The sequence below is a fragment of the Flavitalea flava genome (assembly GCF_054461575.1).
Map to the genome: position 1 here is coordinate 175,309 of NZ_JBTLQH010000009.1, position 23,434 is coordinate 198,742.

At 41.2% G+C, this 23,434-nt stretch carries 19 protein-coding genes; 6 read left to right on the plus strand and 13 right to left on the minus strand.

Going from position 1 to position 23,434, the window contains the following annotated elements:
- Window positions 1-255: 255 nt before the first annotated feature.
- The 4 genes from ACX0G9_RS11300 to ACX0G9_RS11315 all read right to left on the minus strand — a co-directional run bounded on the left by ACX0G9_RS11300 (window position 256) and on the right by ACX0G9_RS11315 (window position 4,210).
- Entirely contained in the window at window positions 256-1,398 is a 1,143-nt protein-coding gene (locus tag ACX0G9_RS11300) for a FecR family protein (protein WP_459065008.1), read from the minus strand.
- 143 nt (window positions 1,399-1,541) lie between these two features.
- Window positions 1,542-2,120: an RNA polymerase sigma factor gene (locus ACX0G9_RS11305; protein ID WP_459065009.1), complete on the minus strand. Its 579-nt coding sequence runs from the start codon at window positions 2,118-2,120 to the stop codon at window positions 1,542-1,544.
- 206 nt (window positions 2,121-2,326) lie between these two features.
- Entirely contained in the window at window positions 2,327-3,112 is a 786-nt protein-coding gene (locus tag ACX0G9_RS11310; RefSeq protein WP_459065010.1) for a sugar transferase, read from the minus strand.
- A 333-nt stretch (window positions 3,113-3,445) separates the two neighbouring features.
- On the minus strand, window positions 3,446-4,210 hold the full coding sequence (locus ACX0G9_RS11315; protein ID WP_459065011.1) for a sugar transferase: 765 nt from the start codon (window positions 4,208-4,210) through the stop codon (window positions 3,446-3,448).
- A gap of 699 nt (window positions 4,211-4,909) precedes the next feature.
- On the opposite strand from ACX0G9_RS11315, the gene ACX0G9_RS11320 reads away from it, so the two are divergent.
- From ACX0G9_RS11320 to ACX0G9_RS11335, 4 genes are read left to right on the plus strand one after another with little or no spacing between them, the layout of a single operon-like run.
- The gene (locus tag ACX0G9_RS11320) at window positions 4,910-6,022 is read left to right on the plus strand and encodes a DUF1972 domain-containing protein (protein WP_459065012.1); all 1,113 of its coding nucleotides are present in this window, start codon (window positions 4,910-4,912) and stop codon (window positions 6,020-6,022) included.
- Between the two features lie 10 nt (window positions 6,023-6,032).
- Window positions 6,033-6,947 (plus strand): glycosyltransferase family 2 protein, encoded by a 915-nt coding sequence (locus ACX0G9_RS11325; protein ID WP_459065013.1) that lies wholly within the window; start codon window positions 6,033-6,035, stop codon window positions 6,945-6,947.
- A 30-nt stretch (window positions 6,948-6,977) separates the two neighbouring features.
- A complete protein-coding gene (locus ACX0G9_RS11330; protein ID WP_459065014.1) occupies window positions 6,978-7,685 on the plus strand; it encodes a class I SAM-dependent methyltransferase in 708 nt (235 codons plus the stop codon).
- Window positions 7,686-7,713: 28 nt separating this feature from the next.
- Window positions 7,714-10,254 (plus strand): DUF6311 domain-containing protein, encoded by a 2,541-nt coding sequence (locus ACX0G9_RS11335; RefSeq protein ID WP_459065015.1) that lies wholly within the window; start codon window positions 7,714-7,716, stop codon window positions 10,252-10,254.
- Window positions 10,255-10,277: 23 nt separating this feature from the next.
- Here the strand turns inward: ACX0G9_RS11335 and ACX0G9_RS11340 are convergent, their stop codons facing one another.
- The 3 genes from ACX0G9_RS11340 to ACX0G9_RS11350 are packed head-to-tail and all read right to left on the minus strand — an operon-like array spanning window position 10,278 to window position 13,250.
- The gene (locus tag ACX0G9_RS11340; RefSeq protein WP_459065016.1) at window positions 10,278-11,072 is read right to left on the minus strand and encodes a glycosyltransferase family 2 protein; all 795 of its coding nucleotides are present in this window, start codon (window positions 11,070-11,072) and stop codon (window positions 10,278-10,280) included.
- Window positions 11,073-11,092: 20 nt separating this feature from the next.
- Window positions 11,093-12,160, minus strand: coding sequence for an NAD-dependent epimerase/dehydratase family protein (locus ACX0G9_RS11345; protein WP_459065017.1), 1,068 nt, complete (start codon window positions 12,158-12,160; stop codon window positions 11,093-11,095).
- Window positions 12,161-12,173: 13 nt separating this feature from the next.
- On the minus strand, window positions 12,174-13,250 hold the full coding sequence (locus ACX0G9_RS11350) for an NAD-dependent epimerase/dehydratase family protein (protein WP_459065018.1): 1,077 nt from the start codon (window positions 13,248-13,250) through the stop codon (window positions 12,174-12,176).
- 473 nt (window positions 13,251-13,723) lie between these two features.
- Between ACX0G9_RS11350 and ACX0G9_RS11355 the strand changes: the two genes are divergently transcribed.
- Complete coding sequence (locus ACX0G9_RS11355) at window positions 13,724-16,129, plus strand: hypothetical protein (RefSeq protein ID WP_459065019.1); 2,406 nt, start codon at window positions 13,724-13,726, stop codon at window positions 16,127-16,129.
- Here ACX0G9_RS11355 and ACX0G9_RS11360 read toward each other — a convergent pair.
- From ACX0G9_RS11360 to ACX0G9_RS11385, 6 genes are all read right to left on the minus strand, one after another.
- The gene (locus tag ACX0G9_RS11360) at window positions 16,123-17,253 is read right to left on the minus strand and encodes a glycosyltransferase family 4 protein (protein ID WP_459065020.1); all 1,131 of its coding nucleotides are present in this window, start codon (window positions 17,251-17,253) and stop codon (window positions 16,123-16,125) included. The two genes, ACX0G9_RS11355 and ACX0G9_RS11360, sit on opposite strands and share 7 nt — an antisense overlap.
- Before the next feature lie 77 nt (window positions 17,254-17,330).
- A complete protein-coding gene (locus ACX0G9_RS11365) occupies window positions 17,331-18,251 on the minus strand; it encodes a hypothetical protein (protein ID WP_459065021.1) in 921 nt (306 codons plus the stop codon).
- A 1-nt stretch (window position 18,252) separates the two neighbouring features.
- Window positions 18,253-19,476, minus strand: coding sequence for a hypothetical protein (locus ACX0G9_RS11370; protein ID WP_459065022.1), 1,224 nt, complete (start codon window positions 19,474-19,476; stop codon window positions 18,253-18,255).
- Entirely contained in the window at window positions 19,473-20,429 is a 957-nt protein-coding gene (locus tag ACX0G9_RS11375; protein WP_459065023.1) for a glycosyltransferase family 2 protein, read from the minus strand. Before ACX0G9_RS11375 ends, ACX0G9_RS11370 begins: the two co-directional genes overlap by 4 nt.
- Window positions 20,413-21,090 carry a class I SAM-dependent methyltransferase gene (locus tag ACX0G9_RS11380; RefSeq protein WP_459065024.1) on the minus strand — a complete coding sequence of 226 codons (678 nt, stop codon included), beginning with the start codon at window positions 21,088-21,090 and terminating at the stop codon, window positions 20,413-20,415. Before ACX0G9_RS11380 ends, ACX0G9_RS11375 begins: the two co-directional genes overlap by 17 nt.
- Window positions 21,087-22,394, minus strand: coding sequence for a flippase (locus tag ACX0G9_RS11385; RefSeq protein ID WP_459065025.1), 1,308 nt, complete (start codon window positions 22,392-22,394; stop codon window positions 21,087-21,089). The genes ACX0G9_RS11380 and ACX0G9_RS11385 overlap by 4 nt, the downstream gene beginning before the upstream one ends.
- A 120-nt stretch (window positions 22,395-22,514) precedes the next feature.
- Here ACX0G9_RS11385 and ACX0G9_RS11390 point away from each other — a divergent pair, with 120 nt between their 5' ends.
- Window positions 22,515-23,360, plus strand: coding sequence for a hypothetical protein (locus ACX0G9_RS11390; RefSeq protein WP_459065026.1), 846 nt, complete (start codon window positions 22,515-22,517; stop codon window positions 23,358-23,360).
- Window positions 23,361-23,434 lie beyond the last annotated feature (74 nt).

The window sequence follows — 23,434 nt, forward strand, 5'->3', positions numbered from 1 at the left end:
GCATTTACCAGGGCCGGTATTGCTTAGAACAATATCGGCCCCTTTTTTTTGGGAAACAGACTACGTTTAATTTAGTCCGTTTCCCAAAAACGGTTAATAATGGCCCTTCGGGCTATGGACCTGTGGTCCATTTTTTTTGGGTTGATTTTGGAAGAAGCGCTGGGTTCAGCTGCAGCGCGCGTTTTTCATGTTAGTAGTTTTTGGTTAAGGAATAAGCTATGGTTATATACAAATAATGGTCAGGCCAAATTACAACTATTGACATCCGTTAGACAGGATGACCACCTGTCCGTCTATTACTTCATACTGGGCTCCGACGGCCCGGCAAATAAGATCCAGCTTGTGATAAAAGGTCTCTCCTTTGAGATCAGCCGTCACGGTGCATTTTTTTAATAATTCATTATCATAGACCAGGATGATGCCATACACTTTACTGAGCTGGTCAAACACCTGTTCAAGAGGGGTATCCACATAGGCCATATTATGGTCAGTAATTACCGAATCGACGATGGCCGGATGTTCCAATAATACCTTATGAAACTTCTGTGCGGTTTTTTCATAGACCAGCCGTTGATTGGGCGTCAGAATGATCCCGCCGGAATTTCCCGAAAGCATTGGATTGGCATCGTCGTATACGGAAACCTTCCCCGTCTTAACGGTTACCTGAATGGTCGTATCCTTATCAAAGGACCGTACGCAAAAGCTGGTGCCCAATACCTTGGTTACCACCCCACCTGCAAACACACGGAAAGGGTGCCGGGGGTTTTTAGCTACCTGGAAAAACGCCTCGCCCAGCAGGTAAATATCCCGTTGGGTGGCGCTGTCAAACCCTGCCTGGAAACTGATCCGGCTATGAGGAGCAATCCTGATCAGACTGCCATCGGCAAATTGAATAGTTTCCGGTTTATCTGAACTGTTCACTTTTTCGGCCAGGTGAAGGGAAGTGGTAAGAGAAGAATAATTAAATTCTTTTGGAGAGGATGTTTTGTTATGGCGATAAAGAAAGTAGGATGTTATGCCGGCAAATATTATAAAAATGGCAGCCACAGACCCTTTTCGGAGAAAAGGCAGCATTTTCCGGACCGGCGCCAAATGGACCGGCAACAAAAGGACCGGCTGCTCCTTGGCCCTGAGGGAATTTTCTTCCCCGGTATTCCCGATAGCGTGTAATACTTTCTCTATTTCCAGATTGATTTCTCCTTTACTAACGATCTTTTGCCCGATGGCAATGGATTCCAGGACCCGCCTTGCCTCGGTAACCGTAGCATGTTTGTCAGGATAGCGGCCGAGCCATTGCTGCCAGAAAATATCATCCTTTGGATCCTTATCGAATACCCATCGGATAAAATCCCCGTCGGCAATAAATTCTTCTGTAGTGAATAGCTGATAATCTTTCATAACCTCAGGGAAGAATGATGTACTTATAAGTTCCGCTTTCCCCCGAAATCTACTGGTTGCAGGAAATAAATATTTTTCGGCCCGGACGCTTACCTACAGAGAAAGAAGAAGGGCGGGATTGAATATAACCTAGTATTGAATGATTACCAACGTGTTACAAACTCTTCAGACCAAACGCTCCGGAGTTTTCCGATAGCATCATGAAGTAAATTATAGACCGATTGGCGGCTGATATCCATTTGTTCGGCGATTTGTCCGTTATCGAGCCGCTGATAGAATTTTAGGAAAATCACCTCATTTTGTCTTTTTGACAGCTGGGAAAGGACTCTTTTGAGTTTCCCGGCTTTTTCCTCTGTAAGCTGTTTTTCGATGATCACCTTTTCAATGGAAAACTCCTGGGAATAGGCATACTCATCCGGAACATCAAATGGATATCCCATCTGTCCATTTTTATAAAGGGTTTTCAGGACCTTATTTTTTATGGCCCGCAGGAGATAGTGTCGTGGAGAAAGGATGGCAGTGGCCGTTTCTCTTTTTTGCCAGAGACTAATGAAAACTTCCTGAATGCAATCCTTGATCAACCCTTCGTCACGGGTGAATTTACATCCATAATCATATAAATCCTGGTAATAGTAGTTCATTAACGATGCAAGAGCCTGCGTATCGTTCTGCTGTAATTGATGCAGCCATTGATTCTCCGTTGCAAGAGCATTTTTCTTCATAAGCAAGTAAGGTCGGTGGGCAAAAAACTCTCCTATACCACTAATATAAGCATATTTCGAAAACGGTGCAACCGATTGCAAAAAAATGCTAAAATAATATCATGATTATTAGGCGAAAGAAAATGACCTAAAAGGACAAATATCAGTAGACTAAGCATTAAATAACTATTAAAGACTCCCTCTGAAGAAAAACATTTATAGAAGGATCATGCAATCCTTTTTACCCTATTTTCACGCAGATCAGATTTTTCATAAATGGGTGGGTCTACCTGAACAGGCTTGTTCCGGTTAATCAATGATCTCAACATCAGCAGAGCGGTTTCCCCCATGATTTTCATATCCAGCCGGAAGCTCCTGTTCCGTACATAATAGGCATCCCATTGATACCGTCTGAAAATACTGTGAAAAGTTGTTGCCGGGCCACGGTAACCCCTGATCTGGGATAAACCGGTAATGCCAGGTTTGGCCTGACTGCGGAATCTGTAATTGGGAACCACTTCTGAGAAATCGCGGAAATCCTTAAACATGTGAGGTCTTGGCCCTACAATGCTCATATGACCCAGTAATACATTGATAAATTGGGGTAATTCATCCAGGCTCGAATTACGCAGAAATTTACCAATACCCGTAACCCGCGGATCGTTCGAGGACGCCTGCCTGGTATCAGACGAGTCATTGATATACATAGTGCGGAGCTTATAACACCAAAAGGGTCTACCTAAATAGCCCACCCTCTTTTGCTTGAATATAACAGGTCCTTTGGAACTCATCCGGATCAGCAAAAAAAGAACAGGAAGGAGTATTGGGAAAATCAAAAAAATGACGAATAAAGAGAATATAACATCTGTAGCCCTTTTATAGCTAAAAGGATTTCTTTCAGCGTCTGCCCCGGATTGGATTTCCGGTGAAATTTTTTCATTCCCTTGTGCTGGATAATAGACCTTAACTTCGATCTCATTGCCTCTCTGTTCTACCGTACTACTACTTTGCATAATGATATGGATTGGCTTTCTTTGATATTGTTAAGCAAATACTAATGCCTTGATGCAGCAAACATTACTATTCCCTAAAATCTGGCGAAATTATTTATTGAATTTTGCAATAACGATGCCATATAAGGAGAAGTTATTAGCTTCTACCTGCCTTGGTACCTCTATGACAGCAGTCGTCGTGGAAACGTTGCATGGCTAAACAAGGAGGTAAGACCCGGAAAACCTTACCCTACCAATTGATTATCAGCCAAAAAAGCAAACTCCCAAAATCAAAAGATCCTGAGAGTTTATCAAAAGGCATTTCGATAACAGATTATCCGGAGAATTGTTAAATTAATTCAGTAGATTTTTAACAGGTTTATTCCATCTATTAACAACGGGCAAATTCTGTTCGGCATCAAGCATAAAGAATTTACGAAGGAGAAATCCTATCATTTGAGAAGCCGTTTTATGAATAATCCTCAAATCCAGCCATAACCCGGCATTTCGCACATAAAAAGCATCCCATTGATATCTTCTGAAGATCTTGTCAAAATCCTGGGCCGGACCACGGTATCCCTTAATCTGCGCTAATCCTGAAATCCCCGGTTTCATTAAATTCCTGAATTTATAGGATTCAACTACCCGGGAGAAGGTATGACAGTCCTTATACATATGGGGCCGGGGGCCTATGATGCTCATATGGCCAAGTAATACATTGATGAATTGAGGAACCTCATCCAGGCTGGACTTACGTAGAAACCTTCCCATTCTGGTTATACGGGGATCATTCTCTGTAGCCTGTTTTAAATTAGCCTCCGGGTTGATATACATCGTGCGGAATTTTAAGCACGGAAAGGAGCGGCCCAGGAAACCGACGCGTTTCTGTACAAAAAAAACAGGCCCTTTCGAGTCCATTTTTATCAGCAAATAAACGATTGGGAAAAGCCAGCTAAAAACCAAAAGGATGACTAGTAAAGAAGCTAAGATGTCAAAAACACGTTTAACGAGTAAGAATCTGTATCTGGTTTCGAAATAATTTCTAAAATTTAAGGAATTCTTTTGACCGAGAGCCCTCCTTTTTATAGAAAGGCCAGTGATGCTTGTCGTTTCCATCATTCAGATCCAGGTTTAATGTTTCAGATTTTACAGGTGCTTTACAATGACTAAGTGGTTACACCTAGTCATCCGCAAAATTACCAAAAAATTGCTTAACAAATTAATTATAAATTAGTTGCATTTACTTTCTCTTCAACAATCCTTCTCCATTCTTAATAGGTCACTTCAGGTATATGACAATTTTTAAGGGTGAACGTTGCATCAGTTTTTAATTAAATGCTAAGTATTTCATCATACTGCTCCAGCAGGTTTATTAACTGCAATTGAATGTGATTTATTGTCACACACGACATAACGGTTCCCATATTTAACAATTATTAACTTATTGATTGATGAATTGATTGATTGGTTCATTTTTTTCTGATAAAATTAAGTATTGATCCATGCCTAAATCAGCAAAACCCCTGGTGGCAGCTCCCAATTTTTAATTCAATTTTAATGTGTGGACTTTTCTCATACAGCAGGTACTTGAAAAAAAGTATGAAGAAACTACATTAAATTAAGTTTAACAATACCACTAAGTGGTAATAGCTGCATTAGATACAACCAGGGGTTATAAAAATAACATGCAGAAAATCCGGGATAATAGGCCCTAACTCAAGGATTTATTCTCTGTATTTAAAAACTAAAATTATTTTTGCCCACTAACAGGCAGTGATCCGCAATACCCGGAGAAAATGAAGCCCCAAAAAAACAAAGATGAAGATCGGAATTTTAGGAACACGCGGTATTCCCAATGCATATGGGGGATTTGAACAATTTGCTCAATACCTGGCTATAGGTTTGCAAAAAAAAGGGTACGAAATATCGGTCTATAATTCCAGCGACCATCCATATAAGTCCCCGAATTGGAATGGGATCTCCATTATTCACTGCAAGGACTGGGAGCACAGGATCGGTACTGCCGGCCAATTCATTTATGACTATAATTGTTTTATTGACGCAAGGCAACGAAACTATGATGTGCTTATACAACTAGGCTATACAAGCAATTCAATTTGGCACTGGATTTGGCCAAAAAAACCCATTCATATCATCAATATGGACGGGCTGGAATGGAAAAGAAGTAAGTATAACAAACCTGTCCAAAAATTCCTTCAAACGGCTGAACGCCTTGCAGTAAAGTACGCATCGCTGTTAGTTTCCGATTCCCCGGGGATCAGAGATTACCTTCTGGAAAAATACAACCAACCTTCCGTTTATATCCCATACGGAGCTGAAATTCCTGCGGCATACAACCCTTCCTTTCCTGCTGAATGGGGACTGGAACCGGGTGACTACCATCTCATAATGGCCAGGATGGAGCCGGAAAATAATATAGAAATGATCATTAAAGGGTGGATTTCCTCCCGACAATCGAAGCCACTGGTAATTATCGGAAATTCCGGAAACAAATTCGGTCAATACCTGACCAAAAACTACCAGTACGAAAAATTACGTTTCATCGGAGCGATTTACGATCAGCCTGTTGTAAACGCCCTCCGGCATTATAGCGATTTGTATTTTCACGGACACTCCGTAGGAGGAACAAATCCCTCCCTGCTGGAAGCCATGGCCTGCGAATGTAATATTGCAGCCCATGACAACCCTTTCAACAAGGCGATCCTAAATGAGGATGCCTTTTATTTCTCATCACCGGAACAGGTCCGGGAGGTTATGGACAAGGAGGATATGGCCGGGGATAATGGCAATATAATGATGGAGGCCCGGAAAGAAAAAAATATCATGAAAATCCGTACCCTGTATAATTGGGGCCGCATAATCGATGAATATGAAAAGGTTATATTAAATTCGGTCGCAAATCAAATCTAACCCAGTTATTATGATCAGTTTGGTAATACCCGTCTATAATGAAGAAATCCTGATCGAAGAGCTTTTTGACAGAACACGGAAGGTAATGCAATCAATCGATGAAGATTTTGAAGTGATCCTGGTCGATGACGGAAGCACGGATACTACCCTTGCCAAACTAAAAGAGTGCAACCAGAAAGACAAGCGATTCAAAGCGCTGGCCTTATCGAGAAATTTCGGTCATCAGGCCGCGTATACCGCTGGTCTGAGTTATACGAAAGGGGATTATATTGCTATGATGGACGGGGACTTGCAGGATCCTCCTGAATTGATCAAAGAGATGTATGATTTGCTCAGGGTCGGAGATAAAGATATCGTTTACGGTAAAAGAGCCGAGCGAAATGAAAAACCTGCGAAGAGGCTGCTTATCGGATTATTCCATTTCTTGTACAAAAAACTTTCCAAATTAAATAATATAAAGAACGTCGGCAATTTTTCGATCATGACCCGGAAAGCCCTAAAAGCCCTTTTATCCTTAAATGAAAAAAACCGGTATCTGCCCGGTCTCCGGTCTTTCATAGGGTTTAAACAGGGATGGGTTGATTATTCCAGACCGGACAGGTCTCAGGGAGAAGCGAAAATGAGTCCTTTAAAACTGTTGAGCCTTGCCTTTGATGCCATCTTTTCTTTTTCTAATCTCCCGGTAAAGATTTGCCTGTATTCAGGCCTGATCGGAATAATGCTGATCCTTTTCGCCGTTATCTATACCATTATCGGAAAAGTAACCCATCTGGCCCCTTTGGGCTGGTCTTCTATTATTTTAAGCGTATATTTTATCGGCTCGGTGCAATTGCTTTCCATAGGCATATTAGGTGAATATGTATACCGGATCTATAAAGAAACCCAAAACCGTCCAATTTTTATAATAAATACTTTTATTGAATAATCATCTTCTTCACGATTAATATACCCCTCGATGTCTGAAATCTCTTATATAGGAAATGAGCTTGAATTATTTATGCATGCCAGGAACTGGAAGAACTATTTTGGCAGTTTTTTTCAACAGTATCTGACCGGTAAAGTATTAGAAGTAGGTGCTGGCATCGGAAGTACGACCTCATTCCTGTGCGATGGTAAACAAGAGAAATGGGTATGCCTGGAACCGGATCCTAATCTTTATGATGATTTGAGAAAAAAAATTGAAAGCCGGGAACTTCCTTCCTGTTGCTCTTCCATCAAAGGGATCACCAGTGACCTTCCCCCGGGCGAGAAGTTTAACGCCATACTTTATATAGATGTGATCGAACATATTGAAAAAGATGGAGATGAGCTGGCCTTCGCCAAAGGCCTCCTTGCCGAGGGGGGACATCTGATCGTATTGGTTCCCGCCCATCAATCCTTATTCAGTCCCTTTGACAAAGCGATCGGTCATTACCGCCGGTATAATAAAAAAATGCTGCGGGCTGCCGCTCCTTCCGGATTGAATCTTACAAAATTGATTTACCTGGATTCGGTAGGCCTTTTTGCCTCGGTAGTGAATAAGTATTTTTTAAAACAATCCTATCCTACCCTGAAACAAATCCGTCTATGGGACAGGCGGATGGTGCCGGTATCGAGGGTCACAGATACCCTGACAAACTTCCGCATCGGAAAGACCGTAGTAGGAATCTGGAGAAAGCCTTAATCCAATGCAGACTTATCAAGCTCCCAATATGAAAAATATCAGGCTTTATACGGCCACATTAATCGCCGTGGTGGTAATATTCCAAATTACCTATGGGCTCCATATTTTGGTTCCTTCTAATGTCAGCTGGCTGATGGAGGCTATGCATGATTGGGGGACTCACTATCTGGGATGGTTTTTTTACCGTAACGAACCCTGGCATTTTCCGCTGGGTCATATTACAGGCTACTATTATCCTATTGGAACCAATGTCGGTTTTACGGATTCCATTCCCTTGCTGGCCATTTTCTTTAAACTATTCTCTCCTGTTTTATCCGCAGACTTCCAATATTTCGGTCTTTGGCTTTTCTCCTGTCATGCACTGGCGGCCTGGTTTACCATCCGGCTATTCCGGCTTTTTCATGTTGGAGACTTGTATACCTTTATTGCCGTTCTATTCGTCGTTGCCAATCCGGTGCTCGTCTATAGAGGATTACATCCGGCCCTTTGCGCTCACTGGCTGCTGATCGGGTCCATTTATTTCTACTTTCTGGATCCCTCAACAGGTAAAGTATCCAGGATCCTTCGTTCCCAGTTCATTCTGTTGTTCCTTTCAGCCTTAATAAATCCTTACCTGTGTTTTATGGTATTGGGGTTTAGCATTATTATTCCGTTAAAGCTTTGTTTTTTCGATAAAAAACTCGGCAGGAAAATCTTTTTTTTATACCTGTCTGCCTCTTTGGTTTGCCTTCTGGTATCCTGGTATATCATAGGTATGATCACCTTTGGAAAAAAAGAAGATCTTGGCGTTCAGGGAGGATTCGGCCTTTATAGCCTGAACCTGAACTCGCTTTATAATTCGACAGGATGGTCCTCTATTTTCTCAGGTCTGAAGCAGGTGAGCTGGCATCAATATGAAGGTTTCATGTACTTGGGTGCGGGGATGTTCCTGCTACTTTTCTTATTGCTGGTTTATGGAATAAAATACGGTATTTCAGAGAACCATAACAGGCATCCTTTCCGTAATAGGCTCATTCTAAACAATACCCAACTTGTTCCTTTACTTATCCTGGTCCTTCTTTATACCTTGTTTTCCGTAACGCACATTATTTCTATTAATGATAAAGTACTGCTTAAAATACCTATCCCTGATGCGATTATTAAAGCAGGTGAAATATTCCGGGCAAGTTCCCGCTTCTTTTGGGTCCCATTTTATCTGATCGTTCTTTTTTCTCTTATAGCAGTTAGTAAAAGCAGGATCAATGTGTCTGTAAAATCATCCATTTTAATCTTTGCACTTTTACTTCAATTCTATGATATACGTCCCCTCCTGACTTTGCGTCATTTATCTTCCGGTCCATACCCAACACCACTAAATAAAAACTGGAATGCCTTTTTCAAAAATTCGGATGAAATAACCCTATACCCTCCCTATCAGGCTACTTACAATACAAATTTGGATTACCAGTTTTTCTGTTATTTAGCCGCACAAAATAAAAAACCAATCAATACCGGTTATGTAGCAAGGGTAGACAACCATTCCGTTAATTTTTATACGGATTCCTTAATCGACAAGCTTGAAGATGGCCGGGTATCCCCGAAGGCATTATACATTACCACGGCCAGCGGACTGCCGAGATTTTTTCCCGCGCTGCAAAAGGGAGCACTCAAACTGAATAGCCTGGACGGTTATTATTACCTATATACAAACGACAGCAAGAACAGTGGCCTGTTAGCATTAAGCGAGCAGCTGAATATGGGAAACACACAAACGCTGGATTCATTTATGAATAGGGTGGGCATCCGGAATGAATTTAAAGTGATACCGCAAATCGCAAACCTGATAGAAACCAAATTGATCTACAATCTGGAAAAACTGAAAACAGGAGAAAACTACCTTCATCCTCAAGGTTGGGCTATTGAGGAGAACAATCTAAACAACAAAGGAGATTCAATATTCATCCTTTTACGATCCGATAACAAGGCATACATTGCCCCTGTTACCATTCAGGCGCGGCCTGATATTACCTCCCATTTCAAAGCGCCCTACCTGGATGATGCGGGATTTGACGGGATAATTTCGACAAACAGGGTCGAAAGTGGAAACTATCGTCTTTGCATCGCCATAAGGAACAGGCAAGGTAAAATAGTTTTTCAGGAAACCAGTAATATCATCGGTATCCATATCGCCGACCATTCGACACCCGAAAAAATCTCCAGCCTGCCGCCGCAAGGAAATATAATATACAATTTTGATCGTCTTGAATCCGACAGCGCCTTTATTAATGCCGGAGGCTGGGCAGCGTTTAAGGATCAGGATGCCGTCAATTGCAAAATAAGTATATTGTTGAGGAACGGAGATCAGATATATCAGGCTGAAACGAATCTCCAGCTTCGACCTGACGTAGCTGCGGCAAATCCAAAATATAAATTTACCCAAACCGGATTTAACGTTAGCCTGTTAAAGGATTCCCTACCCGACGGAACCTATCAATTAGGCATCTTAATTAATGATATAGCAAAAAGCAGAAAAGGAGTTGTTTTTTCAGATAAACAAATAAAGATCCAACAGACGTTCCTCCGTAAATAAAAATGGTATTTACGTACAAATGATCAGGCCTGGGCGGGGGTTTTTTTTGCGTTGGCCGGACTTATTGTTGGCTCTTCGGTAACGACCGTTTCCTTCCTGAAATCACCTCTCGAAAAAAACTTTTCAATCAGGCAATACAGCAGGATGAAAAAATAACGGCTGCCCATCTCTCTTATCTTTAGTTTGGAGGTACCTGATTTCCGGTTAGTCCAGGAATTGGGGACGACGGCATAGGAGTACCCCCTTACGATTGCCTTTAACGGTAATTCCAGGGTCAGATTAAAATGCGGAGACAAAAGAGGCTGCAAACCTTGGATAGTCTCTTTCCTAAAAAGTTTAAAGGCATTCGTGATGTCATTATAACGCAAACCGAAAGTAATACGGACAATATTATTGGCAAGTCTGTTGATTACGAGCTTTACCATTGGGTAATCATATATCTTGCCCCCTTTGCTAAACCGGGTGCCGAATACACAATCGTATCCTTCCTGCATTTTAATATAAAACTTAACGAGATCCTCAGGGGAATCCGACATGTCACCCATCATTACTGCCACACAATCACCGGAAAAATTTGCCAATCCCATCCTGACGGCGTATCCATACCCATGAGCACCATAATTGGTCAAATATCTTAATTCAGGTACCTGGATACGAAGATCCCTCAATATTTCCTCAGTTCTGTCCTTTGAATTATCATTGATAACCAGAATTTCATGGGGGATCTTATTTTTTAAAAGTTCACCATGAATGGCTCTGATGCTTATTTCTATGGAACCTTCTTCGTTATGGGCGGGAATGACTACACTTAGCTTCATTACTTTTCTGTTTGATAAAGTTATCGGGCTATTCTCAAAATCAGGGAATCATGGATTTCAGTCAAAATATCCGTAAGGCCATATTGCCAATACCATTGGGGATAATGAGCTTTAAATTTCGTTACATCACTTATCCACCAGATATGATCACCTATCCTGTTGTTTTCAGTATAAGTATATTCCATTTTATTTCCGGTAATTTCTTCGCAGATTTTTATGGCTTCAAGCATAGAACAATTTGAATGTCTCCCTCCGCCTGCGTTATATACTTCTCCCGGCATTGGGGAATTGTAGAAATGCCAGAACATATTTACCAGGTCATGACTGTGAATATTGTCCCGAACCTGTTTCCCTTTATAACCGAATATGGTGTAGGGCTCTCCCGTAACTGCGCATTTCATCAGGTAGGATAAAAACCCGTGAAGTTTTGCTCCCGAATGATTCGGTCCCGTCAGGCAGCCTCCTCTGAAGACGCCCGTTTTCATTCCAAAATACTTTCCATATTCCTGGACCAGAATATCCGCAGCTACTTTAGAGGCGCCGAATAACGAATGTTTGGACTGGTCTATCGACATTAATTCATCAATGCCCTTTTCGAAATAAAGATGAGCCTCATCGATCTCCCATCTCTGATCAAGTTCCTTCAGAGGAAGGTAATTAGGAGTATCCCCGTAAACTTTATTGGTGGATGTAAAAATAAACACGGAATCGGGGCAGTGAAGCCTGTTCATCTCCAGCAAATTTAACGTTCCGTTGGCATTTACCGCAAAGTCGGTGAAAGGCTCTCTGGCTGCCCAATCATGACTGGGTTGAGCCGCGGTATGAAGGATCAGCCGGATATCCGTGTTATATTCCTTAAATAACTTTTCAAGGGCGGAAACATCTCTGATGTCGATATTATAATGCCTGTAATTAGCACATTCTTGCTGCAATCGCTGCTTATTCCGTTCGTTGGAGCCGTCCTCACCAAAAAAATATTGCCTTAAATTATTGTCGATTCCGACAATGACATCGAACTTATCGGAAAAAAAATTTACCGCCTCACTACCTATCAGTCCGGCAGAACCGGTAATAACAGCTACTTTCATTGATTTTTCAAATTTATCCGATCAGGATTGGTTTTAATATTGCCTCGTTCTCCTTTATCCAATGATATATATCTACAACGATATCTTCCACACTGACAACAGGACTCCAGTCAGTCGTTGCATTCACCAATGAATTATCAGAAATATATATCCTTATATCCGCCTGTCGGTCTTCCTCAATTTCGTTAATCTTTACTTTGTTTCCGGTGACTTTTTGGCAAATACCTGTGAGTTCCCTTAAGGAAATGCTGATCTTTTCTCCTCCGCCGACATTAAAAAGGCGACCATTCAGTTTATCCATATGATGGACCTGAAAATCTATCAATTTACAAAGGTCATTAACATGTAATATGTCTCTGACTTGTTTTCCCTTCCCCCCATATCCGAAATACCCCAGCTCCTTAGCCCAAAAATGTCTGGCCACCCAAAGGACGACCACCCCCTGATCCACCTTCCCCATTTGCCAGGGTCCCGTAAGAACCCCGCAACGGTTGATAACCGTACGGATATTGTAAAACTGATTAAATTCCCTGATCAGAAATTCAGAAGATAATTTGGTTGCCCCGTAAAGAGATCTAAACCCTTCTATTGGGAAATCCTCCGCGATCCCTTTCCGGGAAACCCCTTTTATCACCTGATCCTCAGTCATTATGAAACGAGTTGCCTCCTCTGAAAATGAAATTTTTTCAATATGTTCAATGGGATAAACCCTGCTGGTAGAAATAAAAATAAAATCAGCCTTTGTTTTTGCAGCCAGGTACAAACAATTCACCGTACCCATCAGGTTAGTATTGATCAGATAATCAGGAGCATTATCTATGCCTGCAAGAACGGAAGGCTCAGCGGATGCCTCGATAATTGTGGTAAGCCCGTTTTCGCAAGGATAAAAATCCTCACGATTCCGGATATCCCCATGAACAAACCGTATATCCATATTGCTGAGCCGTGGGATATTAAGCTCGGAGCCTCTTCGCTTAAGATTGTCCAGACAGGTTATCGAATAATGAGGATACTTTTTTTTAATATATATGGCAATTGACGACCCTACAAATCCAGCACCCCCGGTTATCAGTATATTTTTATTTTCCATTTTATAAGGTATTGGGGTTTCCGGGGTTAAGGGTTACTCTGCAAAGTTGCAACAAAATTGCATAATAATTTTTATATTTGGCACTTTTACATTAAATAATAACGAACTCAATGACCGCCGGCTCTAAGTTCACCCCAAGCCCCAAATTCAATATTTACCTTCAATACTTTTTTTTAGCCCTGCTGGTATTTTTGATTTTGCCGCACTATTTTTATAATCCACCATCTGAAGGATTAGACCCGTCCTGGTGTATTGCCCTTCACCTGGGCTACAAATACAATCTGGTATTTGGCAAGGATATTATTTTTACATATGGGCCCCTCGGGATTCTTTATAGCCGCCTTCCCATCTCTGTTAACTTCTATGTTTATTTACTTTTTGACCTCTATCTTCTTCTCACTGCTTTTTTTATTTTCAAGGAGATTATCAAAAAACATTTTGGCTACGGTCTGTTGGTTTTCCTTCTTTTAAGTATGAATATAGAGTCGTATGAATCGGTGTACCAATGGTATACGATGTTTTTTTTATATACTATTTTCTCATTTATTAAAGAACCGGGCAAATTTGTATATATCATACAGGCAGCCTTGTTATCAGTCCTGATTTTTTATGTCAAGGTCAATCTGGGCGTTACCGTCATATTCATGTTCCTGATGGTCTTAACCTATTTAGTTATCCGGAAGAAACTGAATATTAAGACCTATTTATCCATATTAATTTTATATTTCATCGGCTTCTTTTCAGGCGCCCGGATTTTGAATGTCAACCTAAAAGGTTATGTAGCCGCAAGCCTCCAATTAATTGACGGTTATAATGATGCAATGCCCGTTGATTCCGAACCCGTTATTTTTAGTTATGCCGCTTTATTGATAATTGTTATCATCGTTTCCTGCATAATGGTTCAGTTCCTGGCCTCTTGCAGGAAAAAAGAGTTTATAAAAAATTTAGACTATTTCTTTATTTATGGTATCCTTTTGTTGAATGTTTATATCCTTTTTAAAAGTTCCTTTGTAAGGGGTGATGGTCACATCTTTCAGTTCTTTAAGTGCATCGCTCTTAATTGCGGATTGCTGTACATTTTTACTCCGAAAAGTCCTGAAAAAAAGGGCAATATCCTTGTAATCGGCTGCTGGGTCGTACTCATCATTGCCACCTGGGCCATGGAAGCGATACCAGGCAGTTATAATCCGTTGTCCAGGATCACCAAATTCACGCTTGTTCCTAAAAAAATAGAAGAAGCAAGGCAATACTTCAATGGGATAAAGGACTATCACCATGCATTAGTCGCTTCGGACAGCCTGATATACAATAATAATGAATTAAAAACCATCATAGGCAGTCACTCGGTGGATGTCATTCCCATTGAGGTTTCGAAAGTCTACTTTAATGGTCTGCATTATAACCCCAGACCGGTGATCCAATCCTATTCTGCTTACACCCAATACCTCGATAGTCTTAACTATGAGAAATATATGTCCCCGAACGCGCCGGATTATATATTATTCACCATGTACGGCATGGATAATCGTTTTGCTTTCTTTGATGAATCCAAAACCAAACTAGCCCTTCTAAATCATTATAGGATAGCGGGAAATACAAACGGCTACCTTTTGCTCAGAAAAAGGCCAGCTCCCCGCGAAATGGTCAACGTGGGTAATGATACCGAATTTAGCGCAAAATTAGGGCAGGAGATCACGATTAAAAAAAGCGATGATCTCCAGTATTCCCGGGTCTATGTTAAATATAATTTTTGGGGGTGGCTCCAGAGTATATTATTCCGTTCCCCCGGTTTAACGATTACTTTCACTCTGGAAAATGGAGAAATTTCCACATTCAAGGCAGTCAAGCCAATTCTGAAAGGGGGAGTTCTTCTGAATAAATTTATCGATACCGATCAGGACTTTCAAATGCTGATGCAATCGGACGGACGATTGAACACAAATGTTAAAAAAATAAAGATAGAGTCCGACCCCATCAATTCGGGATTTATCAGGGAAATAAAAATAGTGACCAGCTATTACAAATTTGACACGAAGTCCATTTCGGAAATACATGAGGATAGCCTGGCTATTGCAGAACTTTTTAAAGGATTCGATAGATATCAGCCGCGGCGGGTCGATTCCATCCCGTTCCAACAGGACAGCTTCAGATATGGAATCGATAAACTCACCAGTCATTCCCCCATTATAAAGGTTGAAGGCTGGGCCTTCCGGCCAAATGCCAATAACCGAAATATCGTAGTGAAAGTAATTCTAAGATCCCAGGATAGTCTGTATGAATTACCTACTGAGAAAACGATCAGGGGTGATTTACCCGTCGTTTTTAAACGACAAGACCTGGATAATGCAGGGTTTTCCGCAACGGTAGTTAAATCGGCCTTTCCACCGGGTGATTATCAGCTTGGATTAATTATACGGGATTCAATTAATGGAAAAAGCTGGATAAATTATCTTGATCCCCATATAATGCTTCGGGGCAAGTATAATATTGAAAAAATAAGCGCATTGAACACAGAGGCTCTTAATAAAAATAATATCCGGTATAATATTGACTCTATCGGCCAGGATGAGGATCTTATTTTCGTTGAAGGTTGGGCCTCCGTACAAAATTCAGATTCCGGAAGAACGATCACCAACCTGGTTCTGCAGGATCATGATAAAGGTGTCATTTACCGTATAAATACGGATACGAAAAAAAGAATAGATGTAGTTTCCTTATCAAAAGGGCCTTTTGCAGCTTATAACGGGTTTTCGGTATTGATCCCAAAAAAAGGATTGCCACAGGGAACCTATATCATCGGAATCGAGAAAGTAAATTCTTCAGGCAACGACAGGAGCCTGATCTTCAGTGACAGGAAAATAAAAGTGGATCCTCAATAGGGAGCCTTCAATACAGCCTGATATAACTTTTCAGCTGACAGAGTCCAAGAGTATTTTTGCCGGATTATTTCAGCGATACTTTTTAAGTTGGCCTCTCCGGGTGGATTTTCGATGATACCCGCTAATCTCGTTTTTAACAATTCATTATCCAATGGATTGATATGATTTTCTCCAAAAAAAGAAAAGTCGGTCATGGCCGAAGTATTCGAACAAATCACGGGTATCTGTAAGGCTGCAGCTTCAAGAGGAGGAATACCGAAGCCCTCGGCTTTGGAGGGGTAAACAAAAACTTTGGCAGCCCTGTAAAATTCAAGCAGATCCCTGTCATCTGTTTGGCTATTCTGGAATATAAAAGACTTTATATTCTCGGGTAACCGATTCATCATATTATCAAAATCGGGCGCAGGAATACTTACTTTTCCCAATAAGACCAGGTAATACCCTTTTTCGTACAATTTGAGTTCGAGATAAGATTTTAATAAAGCAACATGATTTTTCCGTGGTTCTATCCTGCTTACATAAAGAATGAATTTTCCAATACCATACTTTCCGCTTATGAAATCCCTTGCCTGCTGCCGGTCATAGGGTTCAAAGAATTTCGGGCTGACGCCATTGGGAATAACATGAATATTTTCTGATTTTACACGAAGCCATTTATTAATGGCTTCTTTTGAATATCCGGAAACAGTAGAAACAATATCGGCCCTTGCCGCAGAAATTCCGAAAAGCAGGTCTTTGGTCAGCCTATAAGTAAGGGAAAATTCCTGAGGGAAATCATTGAACAGCACGTCATGAATAGTGACTATCTGCTTGCAGTTCTTTATCGGGGAGGAGATATATTGAAAATGGGCAAAATCAATCTTATACTTTCTGACAATTGAGGGTATATCATAAAGCAACCTGAAAATGGCCGAACCGGATCTGTATTTAACAAAAACCAGATTATCTGTCAGAGGAAACTCTTTCCTGAGGTTATCCATATCGCAAGCACCCAAATAAAGCCGGATACCCGGCTTACGGGCAAGTTCGGCATAAATCTCTTTAATGAATGTTCTGGTGCCCTGGAATTCACTATCAAAAACATGCGCGTCTGCAAAAATTTTTATCACCTGATCCTTTTTCACTACTAGAAAAATTTTTCCGCTGTCGGATTCCGGCTTTTCTATTCAAAAGGGACCGGAATAAGTAAGCGGCTATCTCGTTATTTCAATTGATACAAGTTTCCGATCTCGCAGGATACCCCTGACTTCACATCAACGACCGGCATTTCCTTCATAACCGCCAGTCTTTCCTGGTGGGATAAAAAGGATAATTTTCCTTTTTTATTCCTGGAGTCCCGGTTATGTGAGGGGCGGAAGCCTTCCTCGGGCTGATATTTTTTAAAGGGTGCGGAGAGATCTTTCCTTACAAAAAAGGCATTCACCCCCGCGCCAGCCGTTCCTATGAAATCATACCCCTTCTTTTCCGCCAGATGGCAAAAAGCGCCCAGGGATGCGCCGAAATAGAGATCCGAATAGTGTGCGCGGCTCCTGACGAAACCAGGGTCATAGGGAACGGAAACTTTCATGGATCGGCCGAAGGCTGAATTATATTCGCAAACAACTATCCGGGGAGAAATGGATTCGATGGCCTCCCACACCCAATAATCATTTCCATCGATATCGACGCTCAGCAGGCCTATATCACGGCATTCCGTATAGGAAGTGATCAATCCATCTATGTTCTCCCGGGTTATAAAGCTATGCAAAGCCGTAAGATCATATTTCCAATAAATAAAATCATTTTTTATAAACCGGATGTTCAGTTCATTCCCATCGATGACGAGGCCGGACCAATTATTATTGATCAGCAACAACCGGGTATTGGCCTCTGTGTAATTCTCCACTCCAAATTCTATGAATATCCGGTTGGGAATATCGATACGGCTGATAATATATTGAAGGATCCCATCTTCTCCTCTTTGTGAGAATACCTGAAACTCAACTTCTTCCAGGTCTTTTACGTCTTTTTTACCATTATTCTGCTCCCCTAAAATCTTTGCCTGGTTCACGAGGACTTTAAAGGTATCATAATGCAGTTTCTGATAAATCTTTTGATAATAATACTTTAAATACCCTTTCATTTTATTCTTTTATTCGCTGACTTTTGGAGTTTGGGCGGAAAATTACATCAAATTGGGGAAAGATGTTTGTAAATGCAAGTATCCAGATAACATATTCGGCGAGGTTGGTAATAAAGCTTCCGGTAAACTGATATAAAAAAACGAAAAGAAAAAGAGTCAACCGGAAATAATTGGTCCAGACTTTTGTTCGATAGAAGAAGAACATCTCCAGTGAAATCCGCAGCAGCAGGCCCAGCCAGCCGAATACGGCCCAGGTTTCCGCCGCTGCATTAGGGATGGCGATTACATTGTAATCATCGGGATAAGCATAATAATCATGGATGATCCGGTTTCCTATAATTTTGAGCTGGCCCGGACCAATTCCCCACAAATGACTTTTTAATTCCAGGATCTTATCTGCCAGGATAAAAGAATCGGATGTTCTCCCTTTACTGGACAGATCCTCACCGGCAAATATGTTCCCAATCCGTACAAATAAGGCATTATCGGGAAATAAAAAAGTCAGCAGGATCAGCCCGCCAAAGAACGCAGAAACGCATATGAATACGAGATGCCGGGTCCTTCTTTTTCTTATCAGGGTCCTGGCATAGAGGAAGACCGTGATCATAAGGGCGACGAGTACGGCACTGATAACTCCTATGGAAAAAGAAAGAGCCAGCGGAAGGATGATCATCAATAAGATAAGCCAGGAACTCTGTCTGTTCAGCCCGAGGATTATCTTAAAGAAATAAAAACAGACGAGGGGAATGAAGAGGGTGGAATAATAAGATGCTTCATAAGTAAACAACTTAAGCCGCCTGAAGTCATTTACGCCCTCGGTTAAATACTGTTCTATCCACAGGATATCATAGTAGGGTGTAAAATACAGCGGGATTGCGACCAGGCAAAAGAAAAAATTGATGATCAGTATCTTCCTGAAGATACCTTCTATATCATGGCATTTCTTTAAAAAAGTGTAAAAAGCGTGGCAGAATATGTAGACCGTAAGGTAATACAGCAAGGAAATGAGATAACTTTCCGTGTCAACACCCGACAACACCTGAAAAATTATAAAGGGCATGAGTACCATTAAGAATGGCAGGATAACCTCTTTTCTACCGGCGACCAGTATCCACCAATAAAACAGCGGGCTAAGAATAGCGGTGTATGTGAGACCGATGGGCAACCCCAACGAATTGATGAAGAAATAGACAATAGCAAACAGGAAATATTTGTTCACTTTCATAAAGAGCCCGGTTTCATGAATGCAAGAATTCCCTTATATACACCTTTGGCACGGCCCCATTGCCCAGACGCCAGTTTTTTCAGCAGGCGAATGACGGAAAGCGCCAATGCCAGCCCGATCCTGTTCCTTTTATACCTGGACAGGAAAAGCAAGCCATTGCGCGTGTAATAATATTCTGCCAGATAACCCCTGCCAATGGTAGTGCCTACCTTGTCATAACATACCGCAGTGGTGCAGACGTTTACCTGATAGCCCAGCCGTCTGGCCCGGTAACACCAGTCTGTCTCTTCCCAAAATAAAAAATATTCTTCCGGAAACAGGCCGATGTCTTGTAAAGCCTGAACTTTTGTAAAAAGAGAGCCTCCCGAAACATATTCCAGCTGGGGAATATCTTCCGGCTTCGTTATCAGAACAGCCGTTGCCGAGTTGAAGTTAACCCGGCCACCCCCATAATAATGGATCTTATCCTTCTGCGCCTGGAATTTCAGCGTAACTCCCGTTATCGATCTTTCAGGGTGAAGTGCGGCGAAGTTCACCAATTCCGTCAGCGAATTTTTTTCAACAGTGATGTCCGGGTTGAGCATCCAGAACAAGGATTTGGGGTCTTTCAGCAACCGCAGCGCTACATTATTGCCGCCTGCAAATCCTTCATTTTTTCCATTCTGTATAAATGTCAGCAGGGGGAAAGAGGCCGGATCGGTCAAATGACCGAGATCACGACTATCCAGCTGCGTGAAAGAAAAATTTTCCCGGAGGGTCGTATTATTGCCGGCCCAACGCACCAGGTGTTGGATGGAATCATTCCCGGAAGCATTATCGATCACAATAACCCGAAAATGGTCATAATCCAGCCCGAATACGGATGTGAGGCATTCTATCGTATCCTGCCAGTTCCGGTAATTAAGGATTATGATGTAAACCAGCCGTGTATTATCGTCAGTTCTTCCTGGCAATGACAAGGAATTGTACGGTGAGGAAATCCTCCAGTAATCTGAAGGTTAGCCTGTTAAATATCCTTCTTTTCCGTGCTTCCGTCATGACCTTCAGCATAAAATTCGGTTTGCAGGAAATGGGCGTCAGATTAGGTGTAGTTACCAATTGTATAACATTTTTCCTGCAAAAGAAGCGTAAATGAGTCCGGTCCATGATCCCACCATCGGGCTGATAATTGAACTGGCCTCTGAATATAATTTTAGCCAGCGTCTTCCATTCGCGCAAATTGGGGACACTGACGATCAGGAGTCCGCCCTTTTTCAGGTGCCGGGAGATCTTTTCGACGGCGCTCCAGGGATCGACCAAGTGCTCCAATACATCGGGGCAAAGGATGACATCGAAATAATTCTCTTCCGCATTTATTTCTTCCTGCTCAATATTGGCGATCTGGAATTTATCGATAGAGGGGTGCTCCTGGTTGGAACCGGGGATTTTCATCAGTTCCACTCCCATTACTTCTGCAGCCAGGTGGCTTTCTTTAATGTATAATAATGTATTTCCGGAGCCGGCACCTATTTCCAGGATCTTTTGGCCGGGAATGGCTGGGATAAGGCTTATGATATCTCTGCGCACATTGGAAAAATAATCCACCTTCTTTACCGAATAATGATTTGTATTCATATAACTCCTGGCTTGATGTATTCGAACAGGTTATTTCTGTAAAGTTCCCAGTTAAGTCCGATAGTAACGAATAATTCGGTAACAATGATGCTCAAAGTAGTCCCTACCGGCCCCCAGGCCGGACAAAGCAGCAAATTAGCGACCAGATTCACTGCGGTGGCACCGGTCAGGATACGCAGATAACTTGTTTTCCTGCCAAAGGCCAGCAATACCTGGTAGGCGGGTATGTTTAAACAAACGATTACCGGAACGAAACTCAGTATCCTAAGCAATAGGACCGGCAGATCGGGGTTACGACCCAGGAAAATAAATATTATTTCCTTTGAAAAAATAAAAACAATACCGCACCCGGCAACTATCATCAACAGGAAAGGCAGATAAAATTCTCTTATAAAAAGGGAGACCTCCTGTTTTCCTTTTTGGGTCAATTGACAGATATGGGGATAAATTACCTGTGAAAAAACACCCAATATCTGTCTTACCGCAAAAAATATTTTTTCCGCAATGCTATAATACCCGACAATCAGGTCGTTCGTAAAAACTCTGAGTACGAGAATATTAATATACTGATAGGTATTAATGGAAAGATTGGATAGAGTGATCTGCCAGCCGTCTTTTAATTCATGTATGATATCGATCCATAATGGCCTGTAGAATTGCAGCTTAAAAATCCGGAAAGCAAGATATATGCTGAAAAGCCCTGCTATTAAATTTCCTGTGCCCAAAAGGAAAAGAAAGTAAATGTCATCTCCCTTATCCCTGATAAAAACAAAAACCAATCCGGCAAACAATAATCTGGCTATTAACGTGCTGATCGTTATATATTGCATCTTTTCCATTCCCTGAAAAAACCAGCTGACCAGTGAAGATTGCCCGATGACATAAGCGAATCCAAGCAAGTATAACAGAAAATTGTTTCTAAGAACCGGTATAAATTTTAACAATATCAGCAATAGGGCAAGCGTCAAGGTGCAAAGGATCATTTTGGAGGCAAGGACGGTAGAAAATATTTTTGAAATCCTTTGTTTATCCTGCTTATATAGAGCGACATCCCTGGTCGCAGTAAGATTAAACCCATAATCTGAAAAAGTAGAAAGAAAAATCATAACTACTTGGGCAACAGAGACTACTCCAAATCTGTCCGCACCAATTTTTCTAATTACAAAGGGCATTACCACGACAGGAAGTACAAAATTTGCACCTTGAATGATACTCATGGCCGCAAAATTGGAAAATAACTTCTTCTTATAATTTTCATTCATATTGAAGATCCGCGAAGATAATAATAATAATATTGACTGCATAAACTTCAAAATCCTAATGAATTAAATAAAATGAATGAATTATCTTGCTTTAATTTTAAATCCCTCTAAAATTTGAGAGATGATTTAAGGCTGAATTGATATTTAAGAATATTTTTACATATGATAAAAACCACTGGGTCCAATACGAATGCTGATGATCTCGATTTATGGGCGCTGATTTCAAATGCTGTATCTTTTTTCAGAAGATATGGCATTATTCTACTGATCGCAGGACTGAGTGGCTTAGTGGCAGGAATCGTCATTTACAGTGCATTGCCCAAAGTTTATTCCTCCAAACTGATATTGGAATCGACCCTGCTCTCCAACCTGGAAGAAATTCAGCTTGTCAACAGTTGGAACGATCTCTTAAACAAAGATGGGTATAGTATTCTGGCTGAAAATTTCAACTGCGACCCGCATGTCGTAGAAAAAGTAAATAAAATTACCGCAGAACAAATACAAAAAGGCACGAACAATGATAATTCCAGCGGATTCATCATAGAGGTGTTCATAAGAGATACGACCCTATTGGAAGAGCTTCAGAAAGGACTTGTTTATGGCCTGGAGAACAGCGAATATGTCAGTCAAAGGATAGGCATAAAAAGAAAAAACCTGGAACAACTCATAATAAGCGTCAATCAGGAGAGGATAAAACTCGATTCCATCAAATCCAATGTCGAAGATATCCTTCGGAACAAAAAGAAAAACAATTCCAGCTTAATGATCGATGTTTCCGGAATCAGCAGCCAAATGATCCTTTTGCAGGAAAAATCACTAACCTACCAGGAGAACCTGAAATTTATCGATCCTGTGCGGGTCCTGCAAAAATTTGTCAAATTCAGACATCCAAAGCAGCCAAAATTAATAAATCTTGCCTTATTTGGCCTCATAGGGGGGCTTGGAATAGGTTATCTTTTTGCTTTTTACAAAATATTTCGCAGGAAGTACGTGCTCTACAAAGAATAGGGAAGGCAAAAGGCAGAAAAAGGGATTTTTTTACATCCCATAAAAACACCAAAACTAACCTTTAATCATTAAAC